Origin of the sequence: Thalassolituus pacificus (assembly GCF_025318105.1) — a bacterium.
Taxonomy (GTDB): Bacteria; Pseudomonadota; Gammaproteobacteria; order Pseudomonadales; family Oceanobacteraceae; genus Venatoribacter; species Venatoribacter pacificus.
This window is the reverse complement of sequence record NZ_JAOANI010000015.1, coordinates 39,551-62,261: the sequence shown is the minus strand read 5'-3', so window position 1 is coordinate 62,261 and position 22,711 is coordinate 39,551. Positions and strand designations below refer to the sequence as shown.

Annotated in this window: 20 protein-coding genes; 13 read left to right on the top strand and 7 right to left on the bottom strand. The window is 51.6% G+C overall.

Going from position 1 to position 22,711, the window contains the following annotated elements:
- Positions 1-65 precede the first annotated feature (65 nt).
- Positions 66-788, top strand: a complete 723-nt coding sequence (locus NYR02_RS07450; RefSeq protein ID WP_260975749.1) for a Crp/Fnr family transcriptional regulator — start codon at positions 66-68, stop codon at positions 786-788.
- A gap of 89 nt (positions 789-877) precedes the next feature.
- Here the strand turns inward: NYR02_RS07450 and NYR02_RS07445 are convergent, their stop codons facing one another.
- Both NYR02_RS07445 and NYR02_RS07440 read right to left on the bottom strand, forming a co-directional pair.
- Complete coding sequence (locus NYR02_RS07445) at positions 878-2,581, bottom strand: cytochrome D1 domain-containing protein (protein WP_338055936.1); 1,704 nt, start codon at positions 2,579-2,581, stop codon at positions 878-880.
- Between the two features lie 47 nt (positions 2,582-2,628).
- Positions 2,629-4,680 (bottom strand): TonB-dependent receptor, encoded by a 2,052-nt coding sequence (locus tag NYR02_RS07440; protein ID WP_260975748.1) that lies wholly within the window; start codon positions 4,678-4,680, stop codon positions 2,629-2,631.
- A gap of 394 nt (positions 4,681-5,074) precedes the next feature.
- On the opposite strand from NYR02_RS07440, the gene NYR02_RS07435 reads away from it, so the two are divergent.
- The 8 genes from NYR02_RS07435 to NYR02_RS07400 all read left to right on the top strand — a co-directional run bounded on the left by NYR02_RS07435 (position 5,075) and on the right by NYR02_RS07400 (position 12,551).
- Positions 5,075-5,890, top strand: a complete 816-nt coding sequence (locus tag NYR02_RS07435) for a CbbQ/NirQ/NorQ/GpvN family protein (protein ID WP_260975747.1) — start codon at positions 5,075-5,077, stop codon at positions 5,888-5,890.
- Positions 5,891-5,922: 32 nt separating this feature from the next.
- Positions 5,923-6,369 carry a c-type cytochrome gene (locus NYR02_RS07430; protein ID WP_145468014.1) on the top strand — a complete coding sequence of 149 codons (447 nt, stop codon included), beginning with the start codon at positions 5,923-5,925 and terminating at the stop codon, positions 6,367-6,369.
- A gap of 44 nt (positions 6,370-6,413) precedes the next feature.
- On the top strand, positions 6,414-7,817 hold the full coding sequence (locus NYR02_RS07425; protein ID WP_145468016.1) for a cbb3-type cytochrome c oxidase subunit I: 1,404 nt from the start codon (positions 6,414-6,416) through the stop codon (positions 7,815-7,817).
- Between the two features lie 55 nt (positions 7,818-7,872).
- Positions 7,873-8,775 (top strand): 4Fe-4S binding protein, encoded by a 903-nt coding sequence (locus NYR02_RS07420; RefSeq protein ID WP_260975746.1) that lies wholly within the window; start codon positions 7,873-7,875, stop codon positions 8,773-8,775.
- 5 nt (positions 8,776-8,780) lie between these two features.
- Positions 8,781-10,622, top strand: a complete 1,842-nt coding sequence (locus tag NYR02_RS07415) for a nitric oxide reductase activation protein NorD (RefSeq protein ID WP_260975745.1) — start codon at positions 8,781-8,783, stop codon at positions 10,620-10,622.
- Complete coding sequence (locus NYR02_RS07410) at positions 10,619-11,200, top strand: cytochrome c oxidase subunit 3 (RefSeq protein WP_260975744.1); 582 nt, start codon at positions 10,619-10,621, stop codon at positions 11,198-11,200. The genes NYR02_RS07415 and NYR02_RS07410 overlap by 4 nt, the downstream gene beginning before the upstream one ends.
- A gap of 49 nt (positions 11,201-11,249) precedes the next feature.
- Entirely contained in the window at positions 11,250-11,825 is a 576-nt protein-coding gene (locus tag NYR02_RS19525) for a c-type cytochrome (protein WP_260975743.1), read from the top strand.
- A 354-nt stretch (positions 11,826-12,179) separates the two neighbouring features.
- On the top strand, positions 12,180-12,551 hold the full coding sequence (locus tag NYR02_RS07400) for a putative zinc-binding protein (protein WP_260975742.1): 372 nt from the start codon (positions 12,180-12,182) through the stop codon (positions 12,549-12,551).
- Between the two features lie 16 nt (positions 12,552-12,567).
- Here NYR02_RS07400 and NYR02_RS07395 read toward each other — a convergent pair whose 3' ends face one another.
- The 3 genes from NYR02_RS07395 to ubiU form a co-directional block, all read right to left on the bottom strand.
- Positions 12,568-14,160 carry an MFS transporter gene (locus NYR02_RS07395; RefSeq protein ID WP_260975741.1) on the bottom strand — a complete coding sequence of 531 codons (1,593 nt, stop codon included), beginning with the start codon at positions 14,158-14,160 and terminating at the stop codon, positions 12,568-12,570.
- 149 nt (positions 14,161-14,309) lie between these two features.
- Positions 14,310-15,197 carry a U32 family peptidase gene (locus tag NYR02_RS07390; RefSeq protein WP_260975740.1) on the bottom strand — a complete coding sequence of 296 codons (888 nt, stop codon included), beginning with the start codon at positions 15,195-15,197 and terminating at the stop codon, positions 14,310-14,312.
- Between the two features lie 3 nt (positions 15,198-15,200).
- A complete protein-coding gene (gene ubiU, locus NYR02_RS07385; protein ID WP_260975739.1) occupies positions 15,201-16,196 on the bottom strand; it encodes a ubiquinone anaerobic biosynthesis protein UbiU in 996 nt (331 codons plus the stop codon).
- Positions 16,197-16,691: 495 nt separating this feature from the next.
- Between ubiU and ubiT the strand changes: the two genes are divergently transcribed.
- Positions 16,692-17,180, top strand: a complete 489-nt coding sequence (gene ubiT / locus NYR02_RS07380) for a ubiquinone anaerobic biosynthesis accessory factor UbiT (RefSeq protein ID WP_260975738.1) — start codon at positions 16,692-16,694, stop codon at positions 17,178-17,180.
- Between the two features lie 16 nt (positions 17,181-17,196).
- Here ubiT and NYR02_RS07375 read toward each other — a convergent pair whose 3' ends face one another.
- Positions 17,197-17,601, bottom strand: a complete 405-nt coding sequence (locus NYR02_RS07375; protein ID WP_260975737.1) for a ribonucleotide reductase subunit alpha — start codon at positions 17,599-17,601, stop codon at positions 17,197-17,199.
- Positions 17,602-18,026: 425 nt separating this feature from the next.
- On the opposite strand from NYR02_RS07375, the gene NYR02_RS07370 reads away from it, so the two are divergent.
- The 3 genes from NYR02_RS07370 to NYR02_RS07360 are packed head-to-tail and all read left to right on the top strand — an operon-like array spanning position 18,027 to position 21,578.
- Positions 18,027-19,637: an FAD-dependent oxidoreductase gene (locus NYR02_RS07370; protein WP_260975736.1), complete on the top strand. Its 1,611-nt coding sequence runs from the start codon at positions 18,027-18,029 to the stop codon at positions 19,635-19,637.
- A 19-nt stretch (positions 19,638-19,656) separates the two neighbouring features.
- Complete coding sequence (locus tag NYR02_RS07365) at positions 19,657-19,926, top strand: hypothetical protein (RefSeq protein ID WP_260975735.1); 270 nt, start codon at positions 19,657-19,659, stop codon at positions 19,924-19,926.
- Positions 19,923-21,578, top strand: a complete 1,656-nt coding sequence (locus NYR02_RS07360) for an acetolactate synthase large subunit (protein WP_260975734.1) — start codon at positions 19,923-19,925, stop codon at positions 21,576-21,578. The genes NYR02_RS07365 and NYR02_RS07360 overlap by 4 nt, the downstream gene beginning before the upstream one ends.
- 645 nt (positions 21,579-22,223) lie before the next feature.
- On the opposite strand, the gene NYR02_RS07355 is transcribed toward NYR02_RS07360, so the two are convergent.
- A complete protein-coding gene (locus NYR02_RS07355; RefSeq protein WP_420864301.1) occupies positions 22,224-22,607 on the bottom strand; it encodes a HipA domain-containing protein in 384 nt (127 codons plus the stop codon).
- Between the last annotated feature and the right edge of the window lie 104 nt (positions 22,608-22,711).

The window sequence follows — 22,711 nt, the reverse complement described above, 5'->3', positions numbered from 1 at the left end:
TTATTATCGGATTGGGTGGTGTACACTAATGACAATTATCAATACTACGGTAAGCAGAGGGAGGAATGTCTTCGTTATCCAGCAACAAACTCTTCAGTGTGCTTAGCCATCAGGAGATTCTGCAGCTGAGTCATGGCGCTAGCACCCTGACGTATTCGAAAGGAGAGCATCTCTTCTGCCAGAATGACATTCTGAATCACTATTACTTTCTTGAGTCGGGGCACGTTCGGCTTTACCGCCTGGGTTACGACGGTCAGGAGAAGGTTTTCCGTGAAATTACAGCGGGTATGGTATTTGCTGAGACCGTTGCATTTGCACCCGGAAGGGTGGCTCCTCTTAATGCGCTGATGGTAAAAAAGAGCCGCGTAACAGCATTAGACAGTCACCGGCTGGCCGAGCTTTATGAGAAGAGCAGTACACTTGCTGTGACGTTGATTGCTTTTATGGCCGAAAACTTATCATTGGCGGTAAACAGAATCGATCAGCTGACTGTGAATAAGGCCACACAACGATTGGTTTTATATCTTGCTGATCTTTATCAGCTTCAGGGAAGTCAGTGGCTTATTCTGCCGTATTCGCAAAGTATTCTGGCAAGGCAGCTGAATATCGAACCGGAAACACTTTCAAGATTGCTGACAAAATTTCGCAGGAATAATCTGATCAGCGTTAATGGCAAAGAGTGCGTAATTCTTGATCCTCAGGCTTTGTGTGAAGAAGTAAGCCTTCCTCCCGATACCTTTGAGAACAACACGTCCTGCTCTGACAGCTTCCGCTGCTGTGGCTTGTAGCTTATTTGAGAAAAAGAGAATTATGTTGAGTAAAAAAGACCTGCTGGACAGGTCGAAATAACCGTCCGGCAAGAACTTTTATATGCTTCTCAGTAGATATCGTGCTGAGTGTTTTTCACGTTGAATTTACCGGTTGGGGTAATCAGGCGTTTATCCTTAATTACCTTTTTCAGTTTCAGTGTTTTGTCATCAACAACCACAATCGCGGACGGTTCTTCCTGGCCGTTCCAGACCGAGAACCAGACTTCATCACCGTTGGCGTTGAATTCTGGTTGTACCACACGCTTGGCGCCTTCTTTGATGCCCGACCATTCACCAATCGGCAGCACTGTGTAACCGGCTTTCAGATTGTTGATGTCAAACACGGCGACAGACTGGCTGACGGTGGCATCCGGATGGAAGGTGGTGTCCAGATATAGGTGTTTGGATTTCGGGTGAGTCTTAATGAACAGGGAGCCACCGCCCTGGCCTTTTAGAGTTTCCACTACTTTCCAGGCCTGTTTAGGATGCTTGTCCGGGTCAGTACCAATAAGGGAAATGGTTTCATCGCCCAGGTGACTGGTGGCCCATACCGGGCCAAACTCCGGATGCACAAAGTTTGCACCACGACCCGGGTGTGGGATTTTTCCTACATCAACCAGGGCGGCCATTTTGCGCTCTCTTGAGTCAATAACGGCAATTTTGTTGGACTGGTTGGCTGCAGTCATAAAGTAGCGGTGTGACACATCCCAGCCGCCATCATGGAGGAAGGGAGCAGTGCCGATGGTGGTTATGCTGAGATTATTGATGTCTTCGTAGTTGACCAGCATCACTTTGCCGGTTTCTTTGACGTTGACGATAAACTCCGGATGTTCATGCGAGGCAATAATGGCGGCCACGCGTGGTTCTGGGTGGTACTCCTGCTTGTCGACCGTCATGCCACGGGTGGAAACAATCTGTAGTGGCTCCAGGGTTTCGCCATCCATAATGGTGAACTGTGGCGGCCAGTAAGCTCCGGCGATGGTGTATTTATCTTCGTAGCCTTCAAACTTGGATGTTTCGACCGAGCGGGCCTCGATACCAATTTTAATTTCGGCTACTTTGCCGGGTGATTTCATCCATAAATCAATCATATCAATCCGGGCATCACGACCAATCACCAATAAGTAACGGCCAGACGCAGACATGCGGGAAATGTGTACGGCGTATCCGGTTTCGATGGTTTTTACGATTTTTTTGGTGTCACCATCGATCAATGCAATTTTACCGTCGTCCCGCAGTGTGACAGAAAACAGATTATCCAGATTAAGATCATTCATCTGTTTTTTCGGGCGGTCTTCAGGTTTAACAAATACCTCCCAGGTATTCAGCATTTCTTTCATGCCCCACTCAGGAGGTGTTGGTGGTTCATGCATAACGTACTTGGCCATCAGGGTGACTTCTTCCGGCGAAAACTGACCGGATGATCCCCAGTTTGGCATACCGGCCGGCGAGCCATAACCAATCAGTGCTTCGAGGTAAGCCTGGCCTTTTTGCTGAGTAATATCTGGTGTCAGTGGCTTGCCGGTTGCGCCTTTACGCAGTACGCCGTGACAGCCGGCACAGCGCTGAAAATAAATCTTCTTGGCTTTTTCAAATTCTGCCTCAGTCAGATCCGGTGCGCCGGGTGAGCGCACAACTTTAGCCGATGCCGGGTCGATAGCAGACGCTTCGCCCTGATAAGCCGATGCTGCATTTTCCGGGTTGGGTACCGCGTGAACCGCTAAGCTGAGCGCGGCAATGGCTAGGCAAAGTGGATGTTTCCAGTATTTCATGATCGTTCCTCTCTCATATATCCCAGTTTCAGGTCGTCTGGTTGTCATCAGAAACGCCAATGCATTTCGGCATTGAGCGCACGTCCGGCAGCCGGTAATTCTTCAGGGTTCTGGTAGCTTTGATTGGTCAGGTTATTAACCGCAGCGGTCAGCATCAGGTTGTTAACCGGCTGATACTGCATGGCGATATTGAATTCTGCGTAGCCACCGCTGTGTGCGGTCTTTACGCCATTTTCGTCATCCCGCCGGGCATCACCGTAAGAGCGCAGAAAGATATCCAGCTGTGTATTTGGCAGGGCTGACCATTGCACTCCGGACTGCAGCTGGTATTCGGGCAGGCCGCTGTTCCAGGTGTCTTCACCGCTGGCGAAATCGAGCTCCCGGCGTTGTACGGTAATGTTGGCGTAAGGGCGGAGCGTTTTAAGCTGACGGGAAACGGCCAGTTCCAGACCGTAGCTTTTGGCTTTATTGATGTTGACCCAGCGCCAGAGAGACTGTGATGCTGTGGTGGTTGTGGTGTATTCAGGCGGAGCCGCAGTCAGGGCTTCGCGGTCGATAAAGTCACGTGCGCGGTTGTAATACAGCGCGAGGTCAAGCAGCCACTGCTTGTTGTCGAGGCGGAATCCGAATTCCAGAGTGGTTGCTTTTTCTGCGGTTAAATCCGGGTTGCCAAAATGCACATTGCTGCCACCGGCGGTAACGGCAAATTGCTGGGTGACGCTGGGGTAGGAATATCCCTGAGCAAGGTTGATGCGTAATGCCGAGGCCGGAGTGGCGCGCCAGACCATGGATACGGAGCCAACCATTTCATCATCATGGTTATCGCTGTCAGAGCGCTCTGTGCTGTCGGTCAGGCGTGAATTAATGCGGTAATAACGCAGACCGGCGTGTGCCTCAGCATCTGCGGTTAATACAATCTGTTGCTGTAAAAATGCTGACCACTGGTTTTGTTCCGCTTGTTGCGCGGATGTTTTTTCTGTCACGGTTGGCGGAACCGGCAGAGTCAGCATACGCAGTGTTGTTTGCGAGCGCTTGTCTGTATCCAGGCGGTCGCTCTGATAATCCATACCAGCTACCGTCAGGTTATTTCCCAGCCAGCGGGCTTCTGTACTTAACTGGCCACCACTGGTCAGCAGATCATCATCGGAGAAATTATCAACATTCACAGCCACCACGGGTGTCTGACTGCTGATCGCATTTTCCATAATGCGCCGGCCATTATGCTGATACATCCGGGCATTAATTTTTTGCAGGCTGCCGTGATCCTGAAAGTATTCATAATTCAGCGCATGACGGAGAGAGTTGCGCTCCGGAAAGCGCAGATAATCAATACCCGAGTCGGGTTCCACCCAGGCGCTGGCATATTGTTTGAAATAGTCGCCCTGCCAGCTGATATGGTGTTGTGCCTGGCTGTAACCCAGCTCTGCTGAAACTGAGCGCTGCAGAGAATCGGAATTCTCCAGTGTGCCATCAGCCAGACGGCGATCCTGATGGGATGTGCGGCTGGCCTGCAGGCGCATATCCAGCCCTTGCCGGGCAGCCAGTACGCCGGCAGAAACGCGTTGTCCGCGGGTTGCTGAGTAATATCCGGAGCTGAAAATAGCTTCCTGCTCACCGGCAGATGCCTGGCGGGTGATGATATTAATGACACCGCCGAGAGCATTGCCGCCATGTACAACAGAGGATGGGCCACGAACGACTTCGACACGTTCGATCATATTAATATCGATCAGAAATGGCGTGCCGTAATTGGAATGGTCGGCCAGCGGCTGGCCATTAATTTTTACCAGCACACGGCGGGCGCTTTCCCCCCGCAATGACAGACGCTTCATGCCGGGAACCCCGGAGTCGACAATGGCTATGCCGGGAATATCACGCAGTACTTCGGCGAGGTCGGATACCGGTTGCTGATTCAGTTGCTCCTGTTCCAGCACGGTAATGGCTGCCGGGCTCATCAGTGCCTGTTGGCGGTAGCCGGTTGCGGAAACCACCATCAGTGGCAGGCTTGTGGTTGTGTTATCGGCCCGGGATGGCAGGGCGGGGGATGCCAGAGGCAATACAAATAACAGGCCGAGGAGGCCCGGAGGTTTGCGTGTCATGCCGAAATCCATTAATTCCTGAATGGAATTGCATGCTCAACCAGATGTGCGGATAAAAAACTGATTCAGGTCAAAAATATAATCACGACTGCCTTGTGCCGGCTATAAAATTGACTTGAGTTGGTGTTTTTTATACTTGGGTATATTTAACCATTTCGATTGAATAAATAACCATTTTTAGATTTTTGGTTTTACTTATTAAATTAAAATCCTTAATAAACAATAACTTGCTTTCATTCGGTTTTGATTCTGATAGTTGGTTGAAGAGGTATATTTTGCCTGTTTTAAGGAAAAGTACCTATATGTAGGTATATCGATCTCTATTGTTTGGTATTTATGACCTCTTTGCTAAAGGACAGCATTAGCAACGTAAAGTTACCCATAGGATCGGCATATGAATGCTCCTGCTGTGTCGCCAGCGGACTCACGGCTGCACTTTTATCAGCCGCAGGGAAGTGAGGTTGAACTCTTCCTGCACGCCAGCCGTAATCAGCTTCCTGTTTTGATTAAAGGCCCTACCGGCTGCGGTAAAACACGTTTTATTGAGCATATGGCGGAGCAGCTGAAGCGCCCGCTCTATACCGTTGCCTGTCATGATGATCTGACCGCTGCCGATCTGATTGGCCGCTACCTGATCGGTAACGACGGCACGTTCTGGCAGGACGGCCCACTGACGCGCGCTGTGCGCGAAGGGGCAATCTGTTATCTGGACGAGGTTATTGAGGCCCGCAAGGATACAACGGTTGTTATTCACCCCCTCACCGATGACAGACGCATTCTGCCGCTTGATGGCACCGGAGAGCAGCTTCATGCCGCGCCGGGTTTTATGCTGGTCATGTCTTATAACCCGGGTTACCGCAACCTGATGAAAGGGCTTAAACCCAGTACCCGCCAGCGCTTTGTCAGCATCGGTTTTAACTACCCGGATGAACAGCAGGAAGCCCGGATCGTTATGCAGGAAAGTGGTATCGATCTGCAGACTGCGCAGCGTCTGTGTGCGGTTGCTGCTGCTCTGCGCAAGCTTAATGACGCCGATCTTGAGGAGTCTCCTTCTACCCGCCTTCTGATTCATTGTGCCCGTCTGATCCACAGCGGGTTGCCGGCAGAAATCGCAACGGAAGCGGCTCTGACTGAAACCCTGAGTGACGAGCCCGCCGCCCAGCAAGCTGTTCGCCAGATTATCCGCGCTCTTATGCCAGTTGGTGAATGAGCCGTCTTTTTATAACCGCGAGGAGACATTTTATGTCAGAACGTTTCACTAAGGGCATGGCCCGGAATATTTACTACGGTGGGGGCGCATTCTTTTTCCTCCTCTTTGTTGCTCTGACGGTTGATACCGTTACGGTGCTGCCGAAGCGTGAGAATCGTGAACTGCTCACCGCTGAAGTCGCACATGGCAAAGAAATCTGGGAAAAAAATAACTGCGTTGGCTGTCATTCATTGCTGGGAGAGGGTGCCTATTTTGCTCCCGAGCTGGGGAACGTTTTTCAGCGCCGCGGGATGGAAAATGAACAGGTATTCAAGGCGTATTTTTCTGCCTGGATGAAGGCAATGCCTACCGGTGTTGAAGGACGCCGCCAAATGCCACAGTTCCATTTAAAAGAGCAGGAAATTAACGATTTAGCTGAATTCCTGATCTGGACTTCCCGCATCGACACCAACGATTGGCCACCAAATATCGAAGGCTGATGCATGACGACCATTTCAATTTAATTATTCAAGGATCAAACATCATGAAATATCAAAGCCAGGCGGTTGCAAAACCGTACTTTGCCTTTGCCATGTTGCTGTTTGTCGGTCAGATTGTCTTCGGTCTGATTCTTGGCACGCAGTACATCATCGGTGATTTCCTGTTTCCGGAAATCCCTTTTAACGTTGCCCGTATGGTGCACACCAATCTTCTGATCGTCTGGCTGCTCTGTGGTTTTATGGGCGCGACTTACTATCTTGTACCTGAAGAAACTCAGTGTGAGCTGTATAGCCCGAAACTGGCCTGGATACTGTTCTGGGCTTATGCCATTGCCGGCACCCTGACCATTGTTGGTTATTTATCGGTTCCCTATGCAACGCTGGCGGAGATTACATACAACAATATTCTGCCAACCATGGGGCGGGAATTTCTGGAACAGCCAACTATTACCAAAATAGGTATTGTTATTGTTGCACTCGGATTCTTGTTTAACGTTGGTATGACTATTCTGCGTGGCCGTAAAACCGTGATTAACATGGTGCTGATCACCGGTCTTCTCGGTCTGGCAGTGTTCTTCCTGTTCTCTTTTTATAATCCGGCATCACTGACTCTGGATAAGTATTTCTGGTGGTGGGTTGTGCACCTGTGGGTTGAAGGTGTGTGGGAGCTGATTCTCGGCAGTATCCTCGCCTTTATTCTGATCAAAACCACCGGTGTGGATCGTGAGGTTGTGGAAAAATGGTTGTACCTGATTATTGCGATGGCTTTGATCAGCGGCATTCTTGGCACCGGCCACCATTATTTCTTTATCGGCGCTCCGGAATACTGGCTATGGATCGGATCGGTTTTCTCTGCCGTCGAGCCGTTACCTTTCTTCATGATGATGGTGTTCGCTTTCAGCATGATTAAACAACGCCGCCGCGAACACCCTAACAAAGCCGCCGTTACCTGGGCTGCCGGCTGTACCATTATGGCTTTCCTTGGTGCGGGCGTTTGGGGATTCCTGCATACCCTGGCGCCGGTAAATTATTACACCCACGGCTCTCAGATTACGGCCGCTCATGGTCACCTGGCATTCTTTGGCGCTTACGTGATGATTGTGCTGGCGATTATCTCTTACGCATGGCCACAGCTGCAGGGACGTTTAAGTAACAGTCTGCAGGCGCAGAAAGTGGAAATTGCCTCCATCTGGGTCATGTGTGTATCCATGCTGATGATTACTCTGCTGCTGACTGCGGCGGGTATTATTCAGGTGATGCAGCAGCGTATGCCGGCTGATGGCATTGCCCTGGGCTATATGGCGACACAAGACCTGATTGTTCCTATTTATTGGGCACGTCTGGTTGCTGGTATCGCTTTTGGTGGTGGCGTGATGCTGTACTTATACAGTTTTGTTGTCGCCAGCCGTACTCAGGCTGATGCACCTGCTTTACCTGTCAGTGCCTGAATATATGCAAAGTTCACAGCCGCTGCCTTCGGGCAGCGGCCAGGAAGACAGGCTGATGAATTCAGGGGTGCAACGCTACCGTCTGATCAGCCGCAGCGTATTTTTTTTATTATTTCTGCTGGCGCCGGTTCTGGATATTTTTCGTCTGGATCTGACGCTCGGCCATTTTATTTTTTTTGGTTATGACTGGACGCTGGAGCTTGCACCTGCTGCTGGTCAGAGTGCTGCTTCAGTATTTTCACAATTATTCTGGCGTCTGGCGCTCCCCGTCCTGCTGACAGTCATTGTACTTATTGTTTTTGTCTGGCGCTGGGGACGAATTTACTGCGGCTGGTTGTGCCCGCATTTTTCTGTTCTGGAGTGGCTGGACAGTAAAATGCATTACTGGCTTGGCAGGCGTTCGTTGTGGGAAAAGAGCAGCAGCGGGGCGCGCCCTGGTTCCAGAACGGTACTTTTTTTCTGGATTCTGGCCTGTTCTTTTTTATGGGCGGTTTCTCTGCTCAGTTATCTGATCCCTCCGCTGCCTTTATGGCAGGGTATTTTCCGGCTGCAGGTTGATACATATCCGCTGATTTTTCTGTGTGCGGCAACGGTATTATTTTTTATCGAATTTACGCTGGCGCGTCACTGGTTCTGCCGGTATGGCTGCGCGGTCGGAATTTTTCAGAGTCTGATCTGGGCGGCCAATCCGCGTGGCCTGGTGATTGGTTACCGCAAAGAGCGGGGAAAAGACTGCCGTGACTGTCATGCCTGTGATCAGGTCTGTCCTATGCGCCTGCCGCCAAGAGCACATAAGCAGCGGAAGATTACCTGCACTCAATGCAGGCTCTGTATTGATACCTGTGCTGAAGTGCAAAAACACAATCCTGCCGGATCACTGCTGTATTGGGCCAGTGGCGATGATGCCAGACAGTATGAGCGGCAATTACCAGTAATTATTGCCCGGGAACAGGAGTAACTGCGATGGAAGAAGCTGTTGGTATCCGCTGGCATCATTTTATTACCCGCGTGGCTGTCCGTACTTATCCGGATGCGGCGGTGTTGCTCAGCGATGAACAGAAAACACTGGCGATGATATTCAGGGCGCTGGGCGGCGATGCCGGGTTGCGTCTCTCGGTTGCTGCTGAGCAACGGGTTAAAGCGTCGCGCTCGTGGTTGCAGAAGGTGGCAGGTTCCGGCCTGCGTCAGGCGCTGGCGTGGCGCGATCAGAATCATTTATATCTGCCGGATCATATCGACTTTTATCCGCAGCGGACGCTGAATGCTGACCTGTACCTATGGTTGGCGGCATTGGCATCCTGCACGCTTCCGGCAGCTGCCGGCTCCGCACCTTGGTTTGTTGATAATCAGCATAGCGTGCAGCATTGCTTGCAACGCTATCCCGGCCTGGTCCCTGTCTACCGGCGTCTGGTTGAGGCCGAACTGCAACAGAGAGATTTCCGGCTGAAGCTCCGTGCTGCGGCTTTGCCCAGAGAGATGGCATTACGTGCTGCTCTGAAGGAGCCGGGATCTGTTACTGCGCTGCCTGACGGGCCGGGAGATCCTGATCCTGTGCCCCTGTGGTTATATCCGGGCAGAAATCTGGCTCCGCTTCAGCACAGTGGCGATGTACAGGAGCCCGCAGCGTCTGAGGTGCAACAGAAAAGCACGGCAAATATCCGCCGCCAGGCCGAATTTGCCGATGATCCTGATGGCCGTAATGGCCTGCTGTTATTTCGTCTGGAAAGCTTATTGTCGTGGTCGGAATTTATTCCTGTTGACCGTACCGCAGATGATGCCGATGACGCGGATGCCGGAAACATAGCAGAAGATCTTGATCTGATTACGCTATCGCGGACCCGTGGCGGTCAAGCTTCAAAAATACGCCTTGATCTGGATCTGCCCAGTGCGGCGGAGGATGACATCCCGCTGGGCTCTGGCCTGTCTTATCCGGAGTGGGATTACCGCCAGCAGCGTTTACGTGAGGATTACTGCCGGGTTATTCCGATGCTGCCACGCGGTGCTGAGCCAGCCCCTTTACCAGATGAACTTAAGCAGACTGCGCAGCGTCTGCGCCGGCAGTTTGCCTGCTTTAACACTCAGCCGGTGCAACTGCGCCGGCAGGTTCAGGGGCAGCAGCTGGATATAAATGCTGCGATTGATCACTGCACCAGCCGGCTGCAGGGACACGCCGAAAGCGTGGCGCCGGTATGGCGGCAGCAGCGTCGTCAGAACCGTGATCTGGCCTGTCTTGTTCTCGCTGACCTGTCGCTGTCGACCGACGCCTGGGCCAACAATGATAAGCAGGTTATCGATGTTATCCGCGACAGTCTGCATTTATTGGGGGAGGCACTGGATGCCAGCGGTGATCGCTTTTCTATGTATGGCTTTTCATCACGCCGGCGCGATCACGTGCGGATTAATATGATCAAAAACTTTAATGAACCCTGGGGTGAAAATGTTCACGGCCGGATTAAAGCCTTAACGCCCGGCTACTACACGCGCATGGGAGCGGCTATCCGCCAGGCAACCGATATCCTTAATGATCATCCGGCAGAAAAGCGCCTACTGCTGATACTGACCGACGGTAAGCCTAATGATCTGGATCTGTATGAAGGTCGTTATGGCCTTGAAGATACCCGGGTATCAATCACCGAGGCTCACCGTGCAGGGGTAGCAACCCACTGTGTCACCATTGATCAGAACAGTGCTGATTATGTTCCCTATGTGTTTGGTCATCAGGGGTACTTCTGTATTAACCGTGCGGATCAGCTGCCACGGATGCTGCCGAAGCTCTATCTTAATCTGACCGGACTGAATATATGAACAGCCCGCTGACTCTGAGCGGAAAAGACAAGATCCCGGGTGATATTGCCCTGTGGTTTTTTCTTTGTGCTGAACTGGCTGTTTTTGGCCTGCTGATCGCTGGCTTCTCTCTGGTTCGCCTCCGGCAGCCGGAGATGTTTCAGGCCGGCCTGCAGGAACTGCATGTTTCTGCCGGGGTGATTAATACGATGGCATTGCTGACGGGCAGTTACCTGGTAGCAACAGGCGTTAATAAGCTCCGCATTCAGGGCGATGGCTATGCGCGTTATTTTTTCGCGGCATCCGGCTGTGGAATGATCTATGTCATTAGTAAAGTGAGTGAATATCAAACACTCTATAGCAATGGGTACTCGTTGCACTACGATATATTCTTCGGGTTTTATTTTTTCACGACGTTCTTTCATTTGCTCCATGTACTTGCCGGAATAATGATTCTTATTATTCTCGGTCGTTGGCTGAAAAAGACAGGCTCGGATGATGAACAGAAACTCAAGGCGGCGGAAAGTGCAGCCTCTTACTGGCATATGGTTGACCTAGTGTGGATTGTTCTTTTCCCTGCGCTTTATGTACTAAGATGACTGATGGTAATACGATGAGCAGCACAGCAGGATTGTCATTAAAAACCTTGTGGTTGTTGATGTTGGTACTGACATCAGCTGTTGTTATCGGCCGAACAGATTATTTTATTATATTAGCTTTTTTCGCCTGGCTCGCAACGTTGATAAAAGGCTTTTGGATAATCCAGTATTTTATGGAAATGAAGCAGGCCCCACTCATTTTACAAATATTTCTGCATGGATGGTTGCTCGTGACCATTTCTGCAGTCACGCTGACTGCCATCTGGCAGCTATAAGCCTCAGGGCAACCTTAAGGAGATTGATGATGAAAAAAATACTTCTGGCAAGCGCCATTGTTACGTTGGCATTCAGTTCTGCCAGCATGGCGGCCGGTGATGCGGCTGCCGGGCAGGCAAAATCTGGAATTTGCACAGCCTGCCATAATGCTGACGGTAACAGTATGGTTCCAATGTACCCGAAACTGGCCGGACAGCATGCGGCCTATCTTGAAAATGCACTCAAGGCTTATCGTGATGGCCAGAGAACCGGAGGCAATGCAGCCATTATGGCGCCAATGGCAAAAGGCCTGAGTGATCAGGATATTGCTAACCTTGCTGCCTATTACAGTCAGCAGAAAGCCAAGTGACAGGCTTGTCGGTTGTTTATTTTCGTTTTTGAGGCAGTCAATGCAAGGCAAAAACCGGCGAAAAAGCGCAGTTTACAGGTCGTAAATGAGCATTTTGAGTTGGTTTTTAACACTGCAGTGGCAACGCAGATAGAAAATCAACAGCCTGCTAGGGGGAATGGCCTTTACTATGGCTGATACCCAAAGAGTGAGCCTTTGAATAATGGATTATATCCATAAAGAAGTATTCAAAGGCTCCTTATCTTTTCCGCATAATACCGACATTTATTCTTAATGGATTATAGTAAAAAATATTTGACGTGATATATTGAAAATCAACCTCTGCTCTGCAGATTTTTTCAGTGGAGAGTTCTTATGAAAGATCCTGCAAAACCACTGGTTTATTCTTGCTCTGGCTGTTCTCAGGTGGCACAGCTTGCCAACCGGATTGCCGTTCAACTGGATCGTTCAGGTGTTGCAGAAATGTCCTGTGTCGCCGGTATCGGTGGCCAGGTTAAACCTATTATCCGGCTGGCTCAGTCGGGTCGTCCGGTTCTGGCAATTGATGGCTGTCCTCTGCGCTGCGTACAGAGGAGTCTTAACAGTATTGATGTCATCGAGAGTCATCATCTGTTGCTTTCTGAATATGGCTTAAAAAAACGCCAGGACAAAGAGTATGGTAACGATGTTCTGCTTGATCTGGTAAACCATATAGAAAGTAAAATTATCCCCGATATTCATTCCTGATTCTGTATCTTGTCATTCAGCTGAGTGATTCCTCTCCCTTTCGCCAGTAAAAAAACCAGTTAATGATCATCCCTGTCAGGTAAAAAATAGATAGGCCGGATAATACTGCTGCCGGCCCGGCACTTTGCCAGTGATCAGCAAACAATGCAGGAATATAGAAAAACCCGAAGGACGATATACTGATTATCCATATCAGGCTGTGGTCGGCGTAATTTGCAGGAATCTTCTTAATGGCCAGGCTGGTAATGCTTCCGGATGACATGCCAGAAGCAATGAAAAATAACAGGGTTATCATGTAAAAACGAAAGAAATAGAATTCCGGATTCGGTGATGAGAGGGCTGATGTTATGGTCAGAGCCATGCCGACGGTACTAAGGAAAAGCGCAAACAGTGCCACCTGATGAATCTTTCCCGGATTGATGTGTTTAGACATCCAGCTTCCCGCTGCTCTGGCCGAAAGCCCTAACAGAGGGCCTATCCAGCAGTAGGACAGGATGGATGGGGCGGCGGGATTGATCCGGCTGCCGGTATGTCCATCGGTTGGAATATAGGAAAATATCAGGTCTGTCAGAAGAGGCAGGCTGACGGATAATCCAAGAAAAGAACCATGGCCCATAAGGTACATCAGCGCCAGTATATGGACTTCGCGATTAGCCAGGGCTTTCAGTTGCTGCTCTGCAAATATTTGATTGCCCGCAAGATTCTGCATGGCAAAAATCACGAGAAAAATAACGATAAAAATGCTCATTTCCCTGACGGCAGGAAAGGCACCGGTAATCATGCTGTTATTCGACACATAGGGCATGGCGATACTGGCCAATATGACCAGCAGGAGCAGTAGCCAGGAACGCCCCCAGGAAAAGATACCGGCTGACCGCATCAGCATCATATTCTGTATATTAACTGCCGGTGAAAAGCGGTTCAGCCAGGCGGCTAAAAGACACATTCCGGCAATTGGAAGTATTAACCACTGAAACCAAAGTCCGTGGCCTTCATGGATGACACCGATCAGGTTGCTGCTGTCATGAATAAGAACGTATTCGGTAAAAATATTTTTTAGTGGTGGATTCCAATAAATGATCGTTGGGATCATTACCATAATCAGAATCAGTCCGGCATCACCCAGTCCAAGGGGTATTTCCTGGGAAATAAAACGCATACGGCGCGGATAAATATAGCGGTTGATGCTGGTTATCTTGGGCAGGAGGACAGCACCAAAGCCACAGCAGGCTGCCGCTATTCTGAATGCCCAAAGAGGCGTATTTGATTCTTTAAAGACCCAGAATATGGCAATCAGCGAAATCCATATTCCAATAATTCCTGACCAGATTACGGCCCGGGTACCCAACTGAAATACCAGAAACCTGCCACACAGACGCAGCGCTGCGCCAGAAAAGCCTGCGATATAAATCAGCGAAAAAAGCTCTTGCGGGCTGAAGCCCCAACTGCTGTCGGCCATCAGGGCCGAGAGTACTGACCAGCCCATCCATACGGACGAACCGGCAAGTAACAGAATTAATTGCAGAATCGGCAGGTGGCGTACATAACGGTTGCCTGTATTTTTCCAGAAATCCGTATCGTCCGGCTTCCAGCCTGTCAGATTCGGCATATAAGACCCTGCCATTAAGCTACGTAGAATAGGCTACGATGACAGAATAAACTGTAAAAACAATTCGGCTGCAGAGATACCCAGAACTCACTTAGTGGGTATATTCAATACCTCCTCTGAGGTGCGAAGGAGCTTGCCAGTATAAGGCGTCAGAGCGCCTCGATTTCATGAGTCAGCATTCCAGCCAGGCGATTCCAGTAGCCGTTGCTGTCCCCTTCCTCGAGTTTGATCGGATGTTTTCCGCGGATGTTATCCCGAAAATGGTTCAGCCATTCCAGGGTTCCCTCCGGTTCAGGGCTCAGGCGGACAATATCAACCAGCCGGTGCATGGAGGGTAAATCGTTAATAAGGTTATAACGCTGGCCTGACTGGGTCTGAATACCATTTAAAACAAATACTTGTTTTCCATCCTGGCTGTAAACCTCTCTGCCTTTTGGATAATTGATACAGCAAAGTTCACATTGATCTTTTTGCCGGTCTTCCGAGCGCGCAGTAAAACAGCGGGCCGACCATGCCAGAGGTATATGGCCAAAAGAGAACACTTCTGTTTCAAAGTAACTGCGGATATCACGAATAACTTCCTGATCCAGTAATGTTTTCAACCAGTCCCGTGAAAGTTCAACTGGCATTACCCAGCGTGCTAAACCTGCATTTACCAGATATTTCAGGGTGTGTTGGTTATAACAGTTAATGGCGGGCCCGGCGATAAAAGGAAGATTCCGTTCTTTAGCAAGTTGAACAGCACCAATGTCATTGGCTTCAACAATAAATTCACCATTATCGATGTAGCGTGCCATCTCTCTGAGTAACGCAGGACTTTCAAGTAGGGTCATTGTTGACAGACAGACCTGTTTCCCTGATTCGCGCAGCTGATGTGCAATATTAAGATAATCTTTTAAGCTAACTTCACGGCGTTTGCTGCATACCGTTTCACCAAGGTAAACAATATCGACTGAAGAATCAGCAACGTTCTCGTAGAATTTTTGAACGACGTTTTTTGGCCAGTAATACTGAATGGCACCGAGAGAAAATTTCATAATTTACTTCCACTTCCGGTGGTAAGCGCCAAGAGTGGTTTGGCTGCCTTCCGATAATGAGTTCAGAATCTGATTCCATTCATCCTGTACCCGGAATCGCTGCGGATCTTTCTGAACGGCATCAATTGCCTGGCGCCATACCCGGGTGATTTTTTCTACATAGGCGGGACTGCGTTGACGCCCTTCGATTTTCAGGGAGGCAATTCCTTCACTGAATAACTCTGGCAGCAACTCCAGTGTATTGAGGCTGGTCGGTTCTTCAAGAACATTATACAAGTCGTTTCCAACCTGAAATCGCCCTTTGCACAAAGTTGGATAACCGGCATTTTCATCGGCATTAAAACGATCAATCATGACCCCGTTAAGGCGTGACTCCAGGGTTCCATCGGCTTTTTCATCCCAGCGAACATGGGCTGCCGGTGAACAGACGCCGGCAGTATTCGGAGATTCACCTGTCATGTAAGAGCTCAGGTAGCAGCGGCCTTCCGCCATAATACACAGACTTCCAAAAGCAAAGACCTCCAGTGGCATATCCGAGATACGTGCAAGTGCCTTCACCTGTTGCATGGATAGCACCCGCGGAAGAACGACACGGGATACGCCCAGATTACGGTAAAAATCGATAGCAGCAGGGTTGGTTGCCGATGCCTGAACAGACAGGTGTTTCTCTATTTTCGGATAACGGTCATGTGCGTAAGCTAGGAGTGAAATGTCTGCAAGTATCAGAACATCTGCACCAGCCCGCACGGCGGTGTCGACCGATTTTTGCCAACGCTCCCAACCATCGGTGTGCGCAAATGTATTGATAGCAACATGGATTTTTCGTCCATGTTTGTGTGTATAAGAAGCAGCTTCGTCCAGCCCTGAACCTGCCAGGTTAAGGCCGGCAAAATGACGGGCATTGGTATCTCCGCGCAGGCCAACGTATACCGCATCTGCGCCTTGATTTATTGCTGCTTTTAAGGCGGGAAGGCTTCCCGCAGGGCAAAGCAATTCCATAGTATTTCTGCCATGATATGACCTGTCGACACTAGTTAAACAGGCCTGTTTTCAGCTAAAAATTTCTCAGATAAGGCGCTGAGAGTGTGGCCTAACGGGTTAAGCGAACGAACAGCAACGCAGGATGAGGAATTTTTAGCCATAACCTTCCGGGCTTAGGCCGGTTTTTTCCATTAACGTCGTTGTTCGTCATTCATTTAACCCGTTACCCATCTGCCCGGAGCGGATGAGCGCGAAGCTCGTAGGGTCAGGAAAATGGATGTTCCTGACAATATCGCTCCTCTCTCGTTGTTCTGAGAAAGACTGGTTCTCAGCAGGCCGATTTAATTAGTATCGACAGGCCCTAAAACACTATTGATATGTTAATGAAATCAGGTGGTCGCCGCTAAACCTACGAATAGGTAGGTTTGAACTACCCATTAATGGGCTTTGCCTATTGGCTTAAGAATTTTTTATTCTGGCGTAAATGCAGGTATTGGGGTGTGAAGGTTCGTTATGCTTTCCCGGAAATTTCATAAGGCCGCAGGTTATAGGCTGGTAAAACTACCTGAAAAAATAACACGCTATACGCCCGATTTTATTCTTGAGCAGGTAATCGCATCTGCGCTTAATCATCTTCTTGGCAAAGAGCTGTCTGCCGGAGAACTTGATTTTCTTGAGCGTAAACTGGCGACGGTTAATATCCGTGATCTGAACTTCTCATTTACCGTTACGGCTTATGATAACAGAATCAAAGTGATGATCCCGGCGCAGATATCAGAGGTTACTCTGCGCACAGATCAGCAATCGTTGTTGGAGATGCTGCATAATGAGGTGGATCCGGATACGCTGTTCTTCCAGCGTCGGCTGTTAATAACAGGTAACACCGAACTCGGGCTGTATCTGAAAAACTTTATCGACAGTCTGGAACTGATGGGGAGAATTCCGGCCCCGGTTATGAAGCTGATCAGCCGCATTCATAAACAGAGCCAGAGATCTCTATAAATCAGCAAAGGGCAAATCAGTAAAGGGCGATCAGCTCACCATTGCGGTTGAACGTCAGGTATTCGGATATCATGCCGGCGTTGATCTTATTCACCATAAGCTGCAGGTACTGGTCAGCCTCTTCCGGCTGTGGCGGGAAGCCGTCATGGCCAGACATGGCACTGATAAATGCTACATCCCACTGCTGTCCGGTTTTTTCCGATTCGCTGACAAGTTCATGAAAGTGCATCACTTCACCAGGAAGTTTATCAACGCATAATACCGGGCTGAGTACACCGCCTTCGCCTTTCTCAAAGCGTCCCTGCTGCTCTTCTGTGTATCCTTCGGGCAACTCTGATTTTGCCAGAACAAACAGCAGGCGTTGTGGCTCCTGCTGGCTCATGGCAGCCAGAATGAGTTCCTCATAGTTTTCAATATTCATCTAAGCACCAGTATCGAATAGCGTTAAAAGAAACCGATGACCCGACTGCCCGCAAAAAAGTACCACCAACCCTCTTATCCCGATGATACAAGCACCAGCAATCCTGCGTAATCAAGTCCAGCTCCGGGGTCATCAGTTATTTTTGATTTTATGTGGACGGCCGGCATCTTCAATAGCATGGGCCGGATCATTGTGGGTATATCCTGTTTGGATAACGCGGTGCTGCGGAATTGATATGGCCCGCCCCACCCAGTTGCTCTGCCGCGTCCAGCGTGATGTTGATTCAACTAACGGAAATGCTGGCCTGCAGAGTCATTATTGGTGGCCCATGGAGTCAATCCGAAATAAACGTTACCGACTATCGTGGCTAACAACAAGGCGACGCACGAAGCATGTCCGGCGTGGTCATCTATGGAGGCTGAGCTATGGCGTTATTGCAAGCGGATACGGTGGTGGTAGGGGGTGGCCTGGCGGGCATCGTCACAGCGTTAGAGTTGCTACGGGCGGGCCAGCGGGTGGTGCTGATCGACCGGGATACACCTAAACGCCTCGGCGGCCTAGCGCTCTGGGCCTTCGGCGGCATGGCTCTGGTGGGTACGCGACTGCAAAAGGCCATGGGTATTCCGGATACACCCGAGCGGGCTCTGTATGACTGGATGCAGTTTGGTGAGCTGGATTTGCAGGATGAATGGCCGTTGCAATGGGCACGCTACTACGTAGAGCATTCGCGCCGTGAGGTGTATGACTGGCTGAGGAGTGAAGGCATCAAGTTCATGCCAGCGGTGAACTGGGTGGAGCGTGGCCTGAATGGCGATGGTAATAGTCTGCCGCGCTATCACGTGGTTTGGGGTACCTCGCGTGAACTAGTGCGCTGCCTGGTGGCGGCTCTGCATCGAGCTAACCATGATGGACACCTGACCCTGTTACACGAGCATCGGGTGACCGGATTGGAGCATGCGGCCGGCAAATTGAGTGGTGCCCTTGCCATTAATGAGCGGACCGGCGAGGTCGTGTGTTGCAGTGCGCCAGCGGTGGTGCTGGCCATGGGGGGCATCAATGGAAGTCACACAGAATGCAGGGCCAATTGGCTCAAAGAGCGCCCTTTGCCAGAGACCATGCTCAATGGCGCGCATCCGATGGCCGATGGCTGTTTGCACCACTGGGCTGCCGAACAGCTCGGTGCGCAGATTATCCATGCTGGCGAGATGTGGAATTACGCCGCTGGCTTTCCGCACCCCTATCCGCATTTCGCCGGCCATGGCTTGTCGACCATTCCTTGTAAGTCGGCATTGTGGCTCAACCATCGTGGTGAGCGCATAGGGCCGCAGCCGCTGGTCACCGGGTTCGACACGCACTGGATGTGTCAGCGCGTGGCTGAGCAGGAAAAGCCTTGGACCTGGCATCTGCTCAACTGGCGTATCGCCGCCAAAGAGTTCGCTATTTCTGGGGCAGAACACAACCAGCGTATTCGCGACAAGCAGTTCATCCGTTTCATCAAGGAGATGCTGCTGGGTAACCATCGCCTGGTGCGTCAGATGCAGAAGGAAAGCCCACATTTCATCGTGGACGACAGCCTGACTGGGCTTGCCACGAAGATGAATATGCTCACCGCCTCGCACGACATCGACCCCGCCAGGCTGCAGGCCACTGCCGATGCGTTCGACGCCAATTTTAGCAAAGGCCAGTGTTTGCATAACGACGACCAGATTCGCCGCATCCTGCATGCGCGGCAGTGGGGACCTGACCGCTTGCGCACCTGCAAGCCGGCACCGTTGCAGAAGCCTGGTGCTGGCCCGTTCATCGCCATTCACATGCAGCTGATTACCCGCAAGAGCCTGGGTGGTCTGCAAACCGACCTGAACAGCAGGGTGTTGGATGCTTACCAACAACCGGTTCCTGGGCTCTACTGCGTAGGCGAGGCGGCCGGCTTTGGCGGCGGGGGAGCCAGTGGCAAGCGCTCGCTGGAAGGCACCTTCCTGCCTGCTTGTATTATGACTGCGCGCGCGGCAGCGCGGGCCATTACCTGCGATGTATAACACCGTTAAGGATTCACTCATGCACAGCAACGCTGAGCATCTCTACGGGCATATCCCGGCAGTCATGCGCCGCTGCTTTGCCGCACAGCGTGCCGCTTTTGCCCAAGACCGCAACTCCGGCCAGCCGCGTCGCGAGAGTCTGCTCGTGGAAACGCGTGAAAAAGCAAAGGTGCTCATTGAGCACCCCCCAGTCCTGCGGGCACGTGCCTATGTCATGCCGCTGGCCGACGTCAACCGAGTTACCGACAACAACCCTAGTCATCTGGTCACCCCACAGGAGCGCTCATGAACGGAGCCCAAGCCCTGCTACAAACTTTGGCCGATGCTGGCCTCGAGGTTTGCTTCACCAACCCCGGAACCAGCGAAATGCACTTCGTTGCCGCCCTGGACAGCGAGCCGCGCATGCGCGCTGTGCTGACTCTGTTTGAAGGCGTGGCCACCGGCGCCGCCGACGGCTATGCGCGCATGGCTGATAAACCTGCCGCCACGTTGTTGCACCTGGGCTGCGGCCTGGGCAACGGCTTGGCCAATCTACACAACGCCCGCAAGGGCAAGGTGCCCGTGGTCAATATCGTTGGCGACCATGCCCTTTACCACACCCAGTACGACGCGCAGTTGCAGTCGGACATCGAAACCGTCGCGCGCAACGTCTCGCCGGGTTTCGTGCGTACCTGTGGCAGTACCGCGCAACTGAGCCAGGATGCGGTGGACGCGGTGCGTGCCGCCCAAGGCTTGCCGGGTCAGGTGGCCACACTGATCCTACCGGCCGACGTATCCTGGGGGGCGGGAGGACAGCCATGCGCTATGCCGCCTCGGCGCACGGCTCCGGTAGCCGATGACTCCGTGGTACAGAGCATCGTCAAGGCCATTCAGGGCGGCGGCAAGACTGCGCTGCTGCTTGGCGGCCAGGCACTGCGCGAGCCGGGTTTGCTGGCGGCGGCGCGGATTGCCGCGCAGTTCGGGATCAAGCTGCTGGCTGAAGTATTTCCCACCCGGCTGACGCGCGGTGCTGGTCTGCCGTCGGTCGAACGTATCGCCTATCTGGCTGAGATGGCCGGAGTGCAGCTGGCCGATATTCAGCACCTGATCCTGGTCGATGCCAAGGCACCGGTGTCCTTTTTTGCCTACCCCGGTAAGCCGAGCTATCTGGTGCCTGACAGCTGCACTGTGCATAACCTGGCGACCCCTGAGCAGGATGCAGCGGCCAGCTTGGCCAAGCTCGTCGTAGCCTTAGGCGCCAGCCAGACACAACCGCAGCGGCAGGCTCCCGGGCGCCCCGCTCGGCCGCGCGGCAAACTGACCGCGCCCAAAGTGTGTAAAGCCGTCGGCTATTTGCTGCCGGAGAATGCCATTCTGATCGACGAGGCCATCACCTCGGGGCTGATGCTCGGCGCGATGACCGCCGGTTGCCCGCGTCACGATCTGATCACCCTGACCGGAGGAGCCATCGGTCAGGGGCTGCCCAACGCTGTCGGCGCCGCCGTGGCCTGCCCGGATAGGCCTGTGGTGGCGTTGATCGGCGATGGAACCGCGATGTACACCATTCAGGCGCTGTGGAGCATGGCCCGCGAAAACCTGCACGTGGTCAGTATCATCTTCAACAATGCCAGCTACTCGGTACTTAACGTCGAACTGGAGCGCGTGGGGGCAGGCAATGGCAGCGAAAAGGCACGTGCACAATTGGATCTGGACGGGCCGCGCCTGAACTTTGCCCGGCTGGCCCAGGGGATGGGCGTGCACGCGGTGCGCACCGACAGTGCCGAGGACTTCACCAAGGCGCTGGAATACGCCTTGGCCACACCAGGACCACACCTGATTGAAGCACTGGTACCCGAGACACTTAGCGGGATTAAGCGCCGTATGCTGCCTTGGCTGCTGCGCTCGCTGCCCAGCCTTCCGCAGCCCATGGCGCAGGCTCTTAAGCGTAAGATTGCGCCTTAGTTAGCCGTTCATCCGGCGAGGGCGTGCGTGCTGGTCGGGGTTTAGCAGGTGAGTCTGGTGGTCAGCTTCGGTCTCATCCCTGCGCGGATTTCGAAATGCCGCCGGGCAATTCCGCGCAGCATGCTCTCGTCGCATTGATAAGAACCGCCAGACCTTTGAGCAGGACGCTAAAGCCCTCAATGAAGCCATTATTAAAAGTTGCTGTACTTAGTGCCTACTTAATTCAACACATTTCACTACCTTTCACCGCACGTTTTTATCTGTGTGCGGTCTCTGATTGTGAATAGCGAAAATTCACCCGCATGGATACTCATCTTTCACTTGTCTTTCACGGGCTATGTCCGGCCGATATCTGAAAGTGAAAGATCCATGAATGGCGTGAAATCACCGGTTTTAAAGATCGGTGTATCCTACTCGCAGCGACTTTTTGAGCATTGCCACCCAACGGGAATAACCTGCTTATACCTTACGAATAAAATCAGCGCGTTCCTGCAGTCCGTTAAAGATGGAGTCTGCGATTACTGCCGGAAAATCATGTGGTAAAAGCATCTCAACCCTGCTGATAACAGCTGTAGTACTCTCCGCCAACTCCATTAATAATTGCTGTGCTCTCTGTATCAAAAAAACCCACCGCTTTGGCGGTACTCATAAAATGACGCAGTTCGATACGTTGCCAATGGTAATGCCGGCTTTTCCTTTCACCGACATGGCCATTTTGGCCTTGGCAGCGGGCAGAGAATTTGCCCGCATTAGCGGATAGGCAGACAGCACATCGTGAATCGGTGTCATGCGGAAAGCTGAATCCGGCTCAATGAACAGGCTGAAGTTTTTGGCGTGGCCATCAATGGCTGCCAGCATCCAGAACACTATCTGCAATTTAAAGAAGGTTTCACGGTCATGAATTGCCTGTTGGGAGCCGCGTAACAACTCCATACCTTCTTTTATTCCTGGGCAGCCATGATTCTCGTATTTCAGGACGGGCGATACGCAAAGCGCCTGGCAAAAATCCTCCTGCGGCAATTTCATCAGCCAACAGCGATCTTTCTGGGTTCCAGAACCAATTCCAGATTAAGCGCCGACAGCAACTTAAACAGTGTTTCGATCTTGGCATGTTCAGGCGAGGTTTCAAAAGC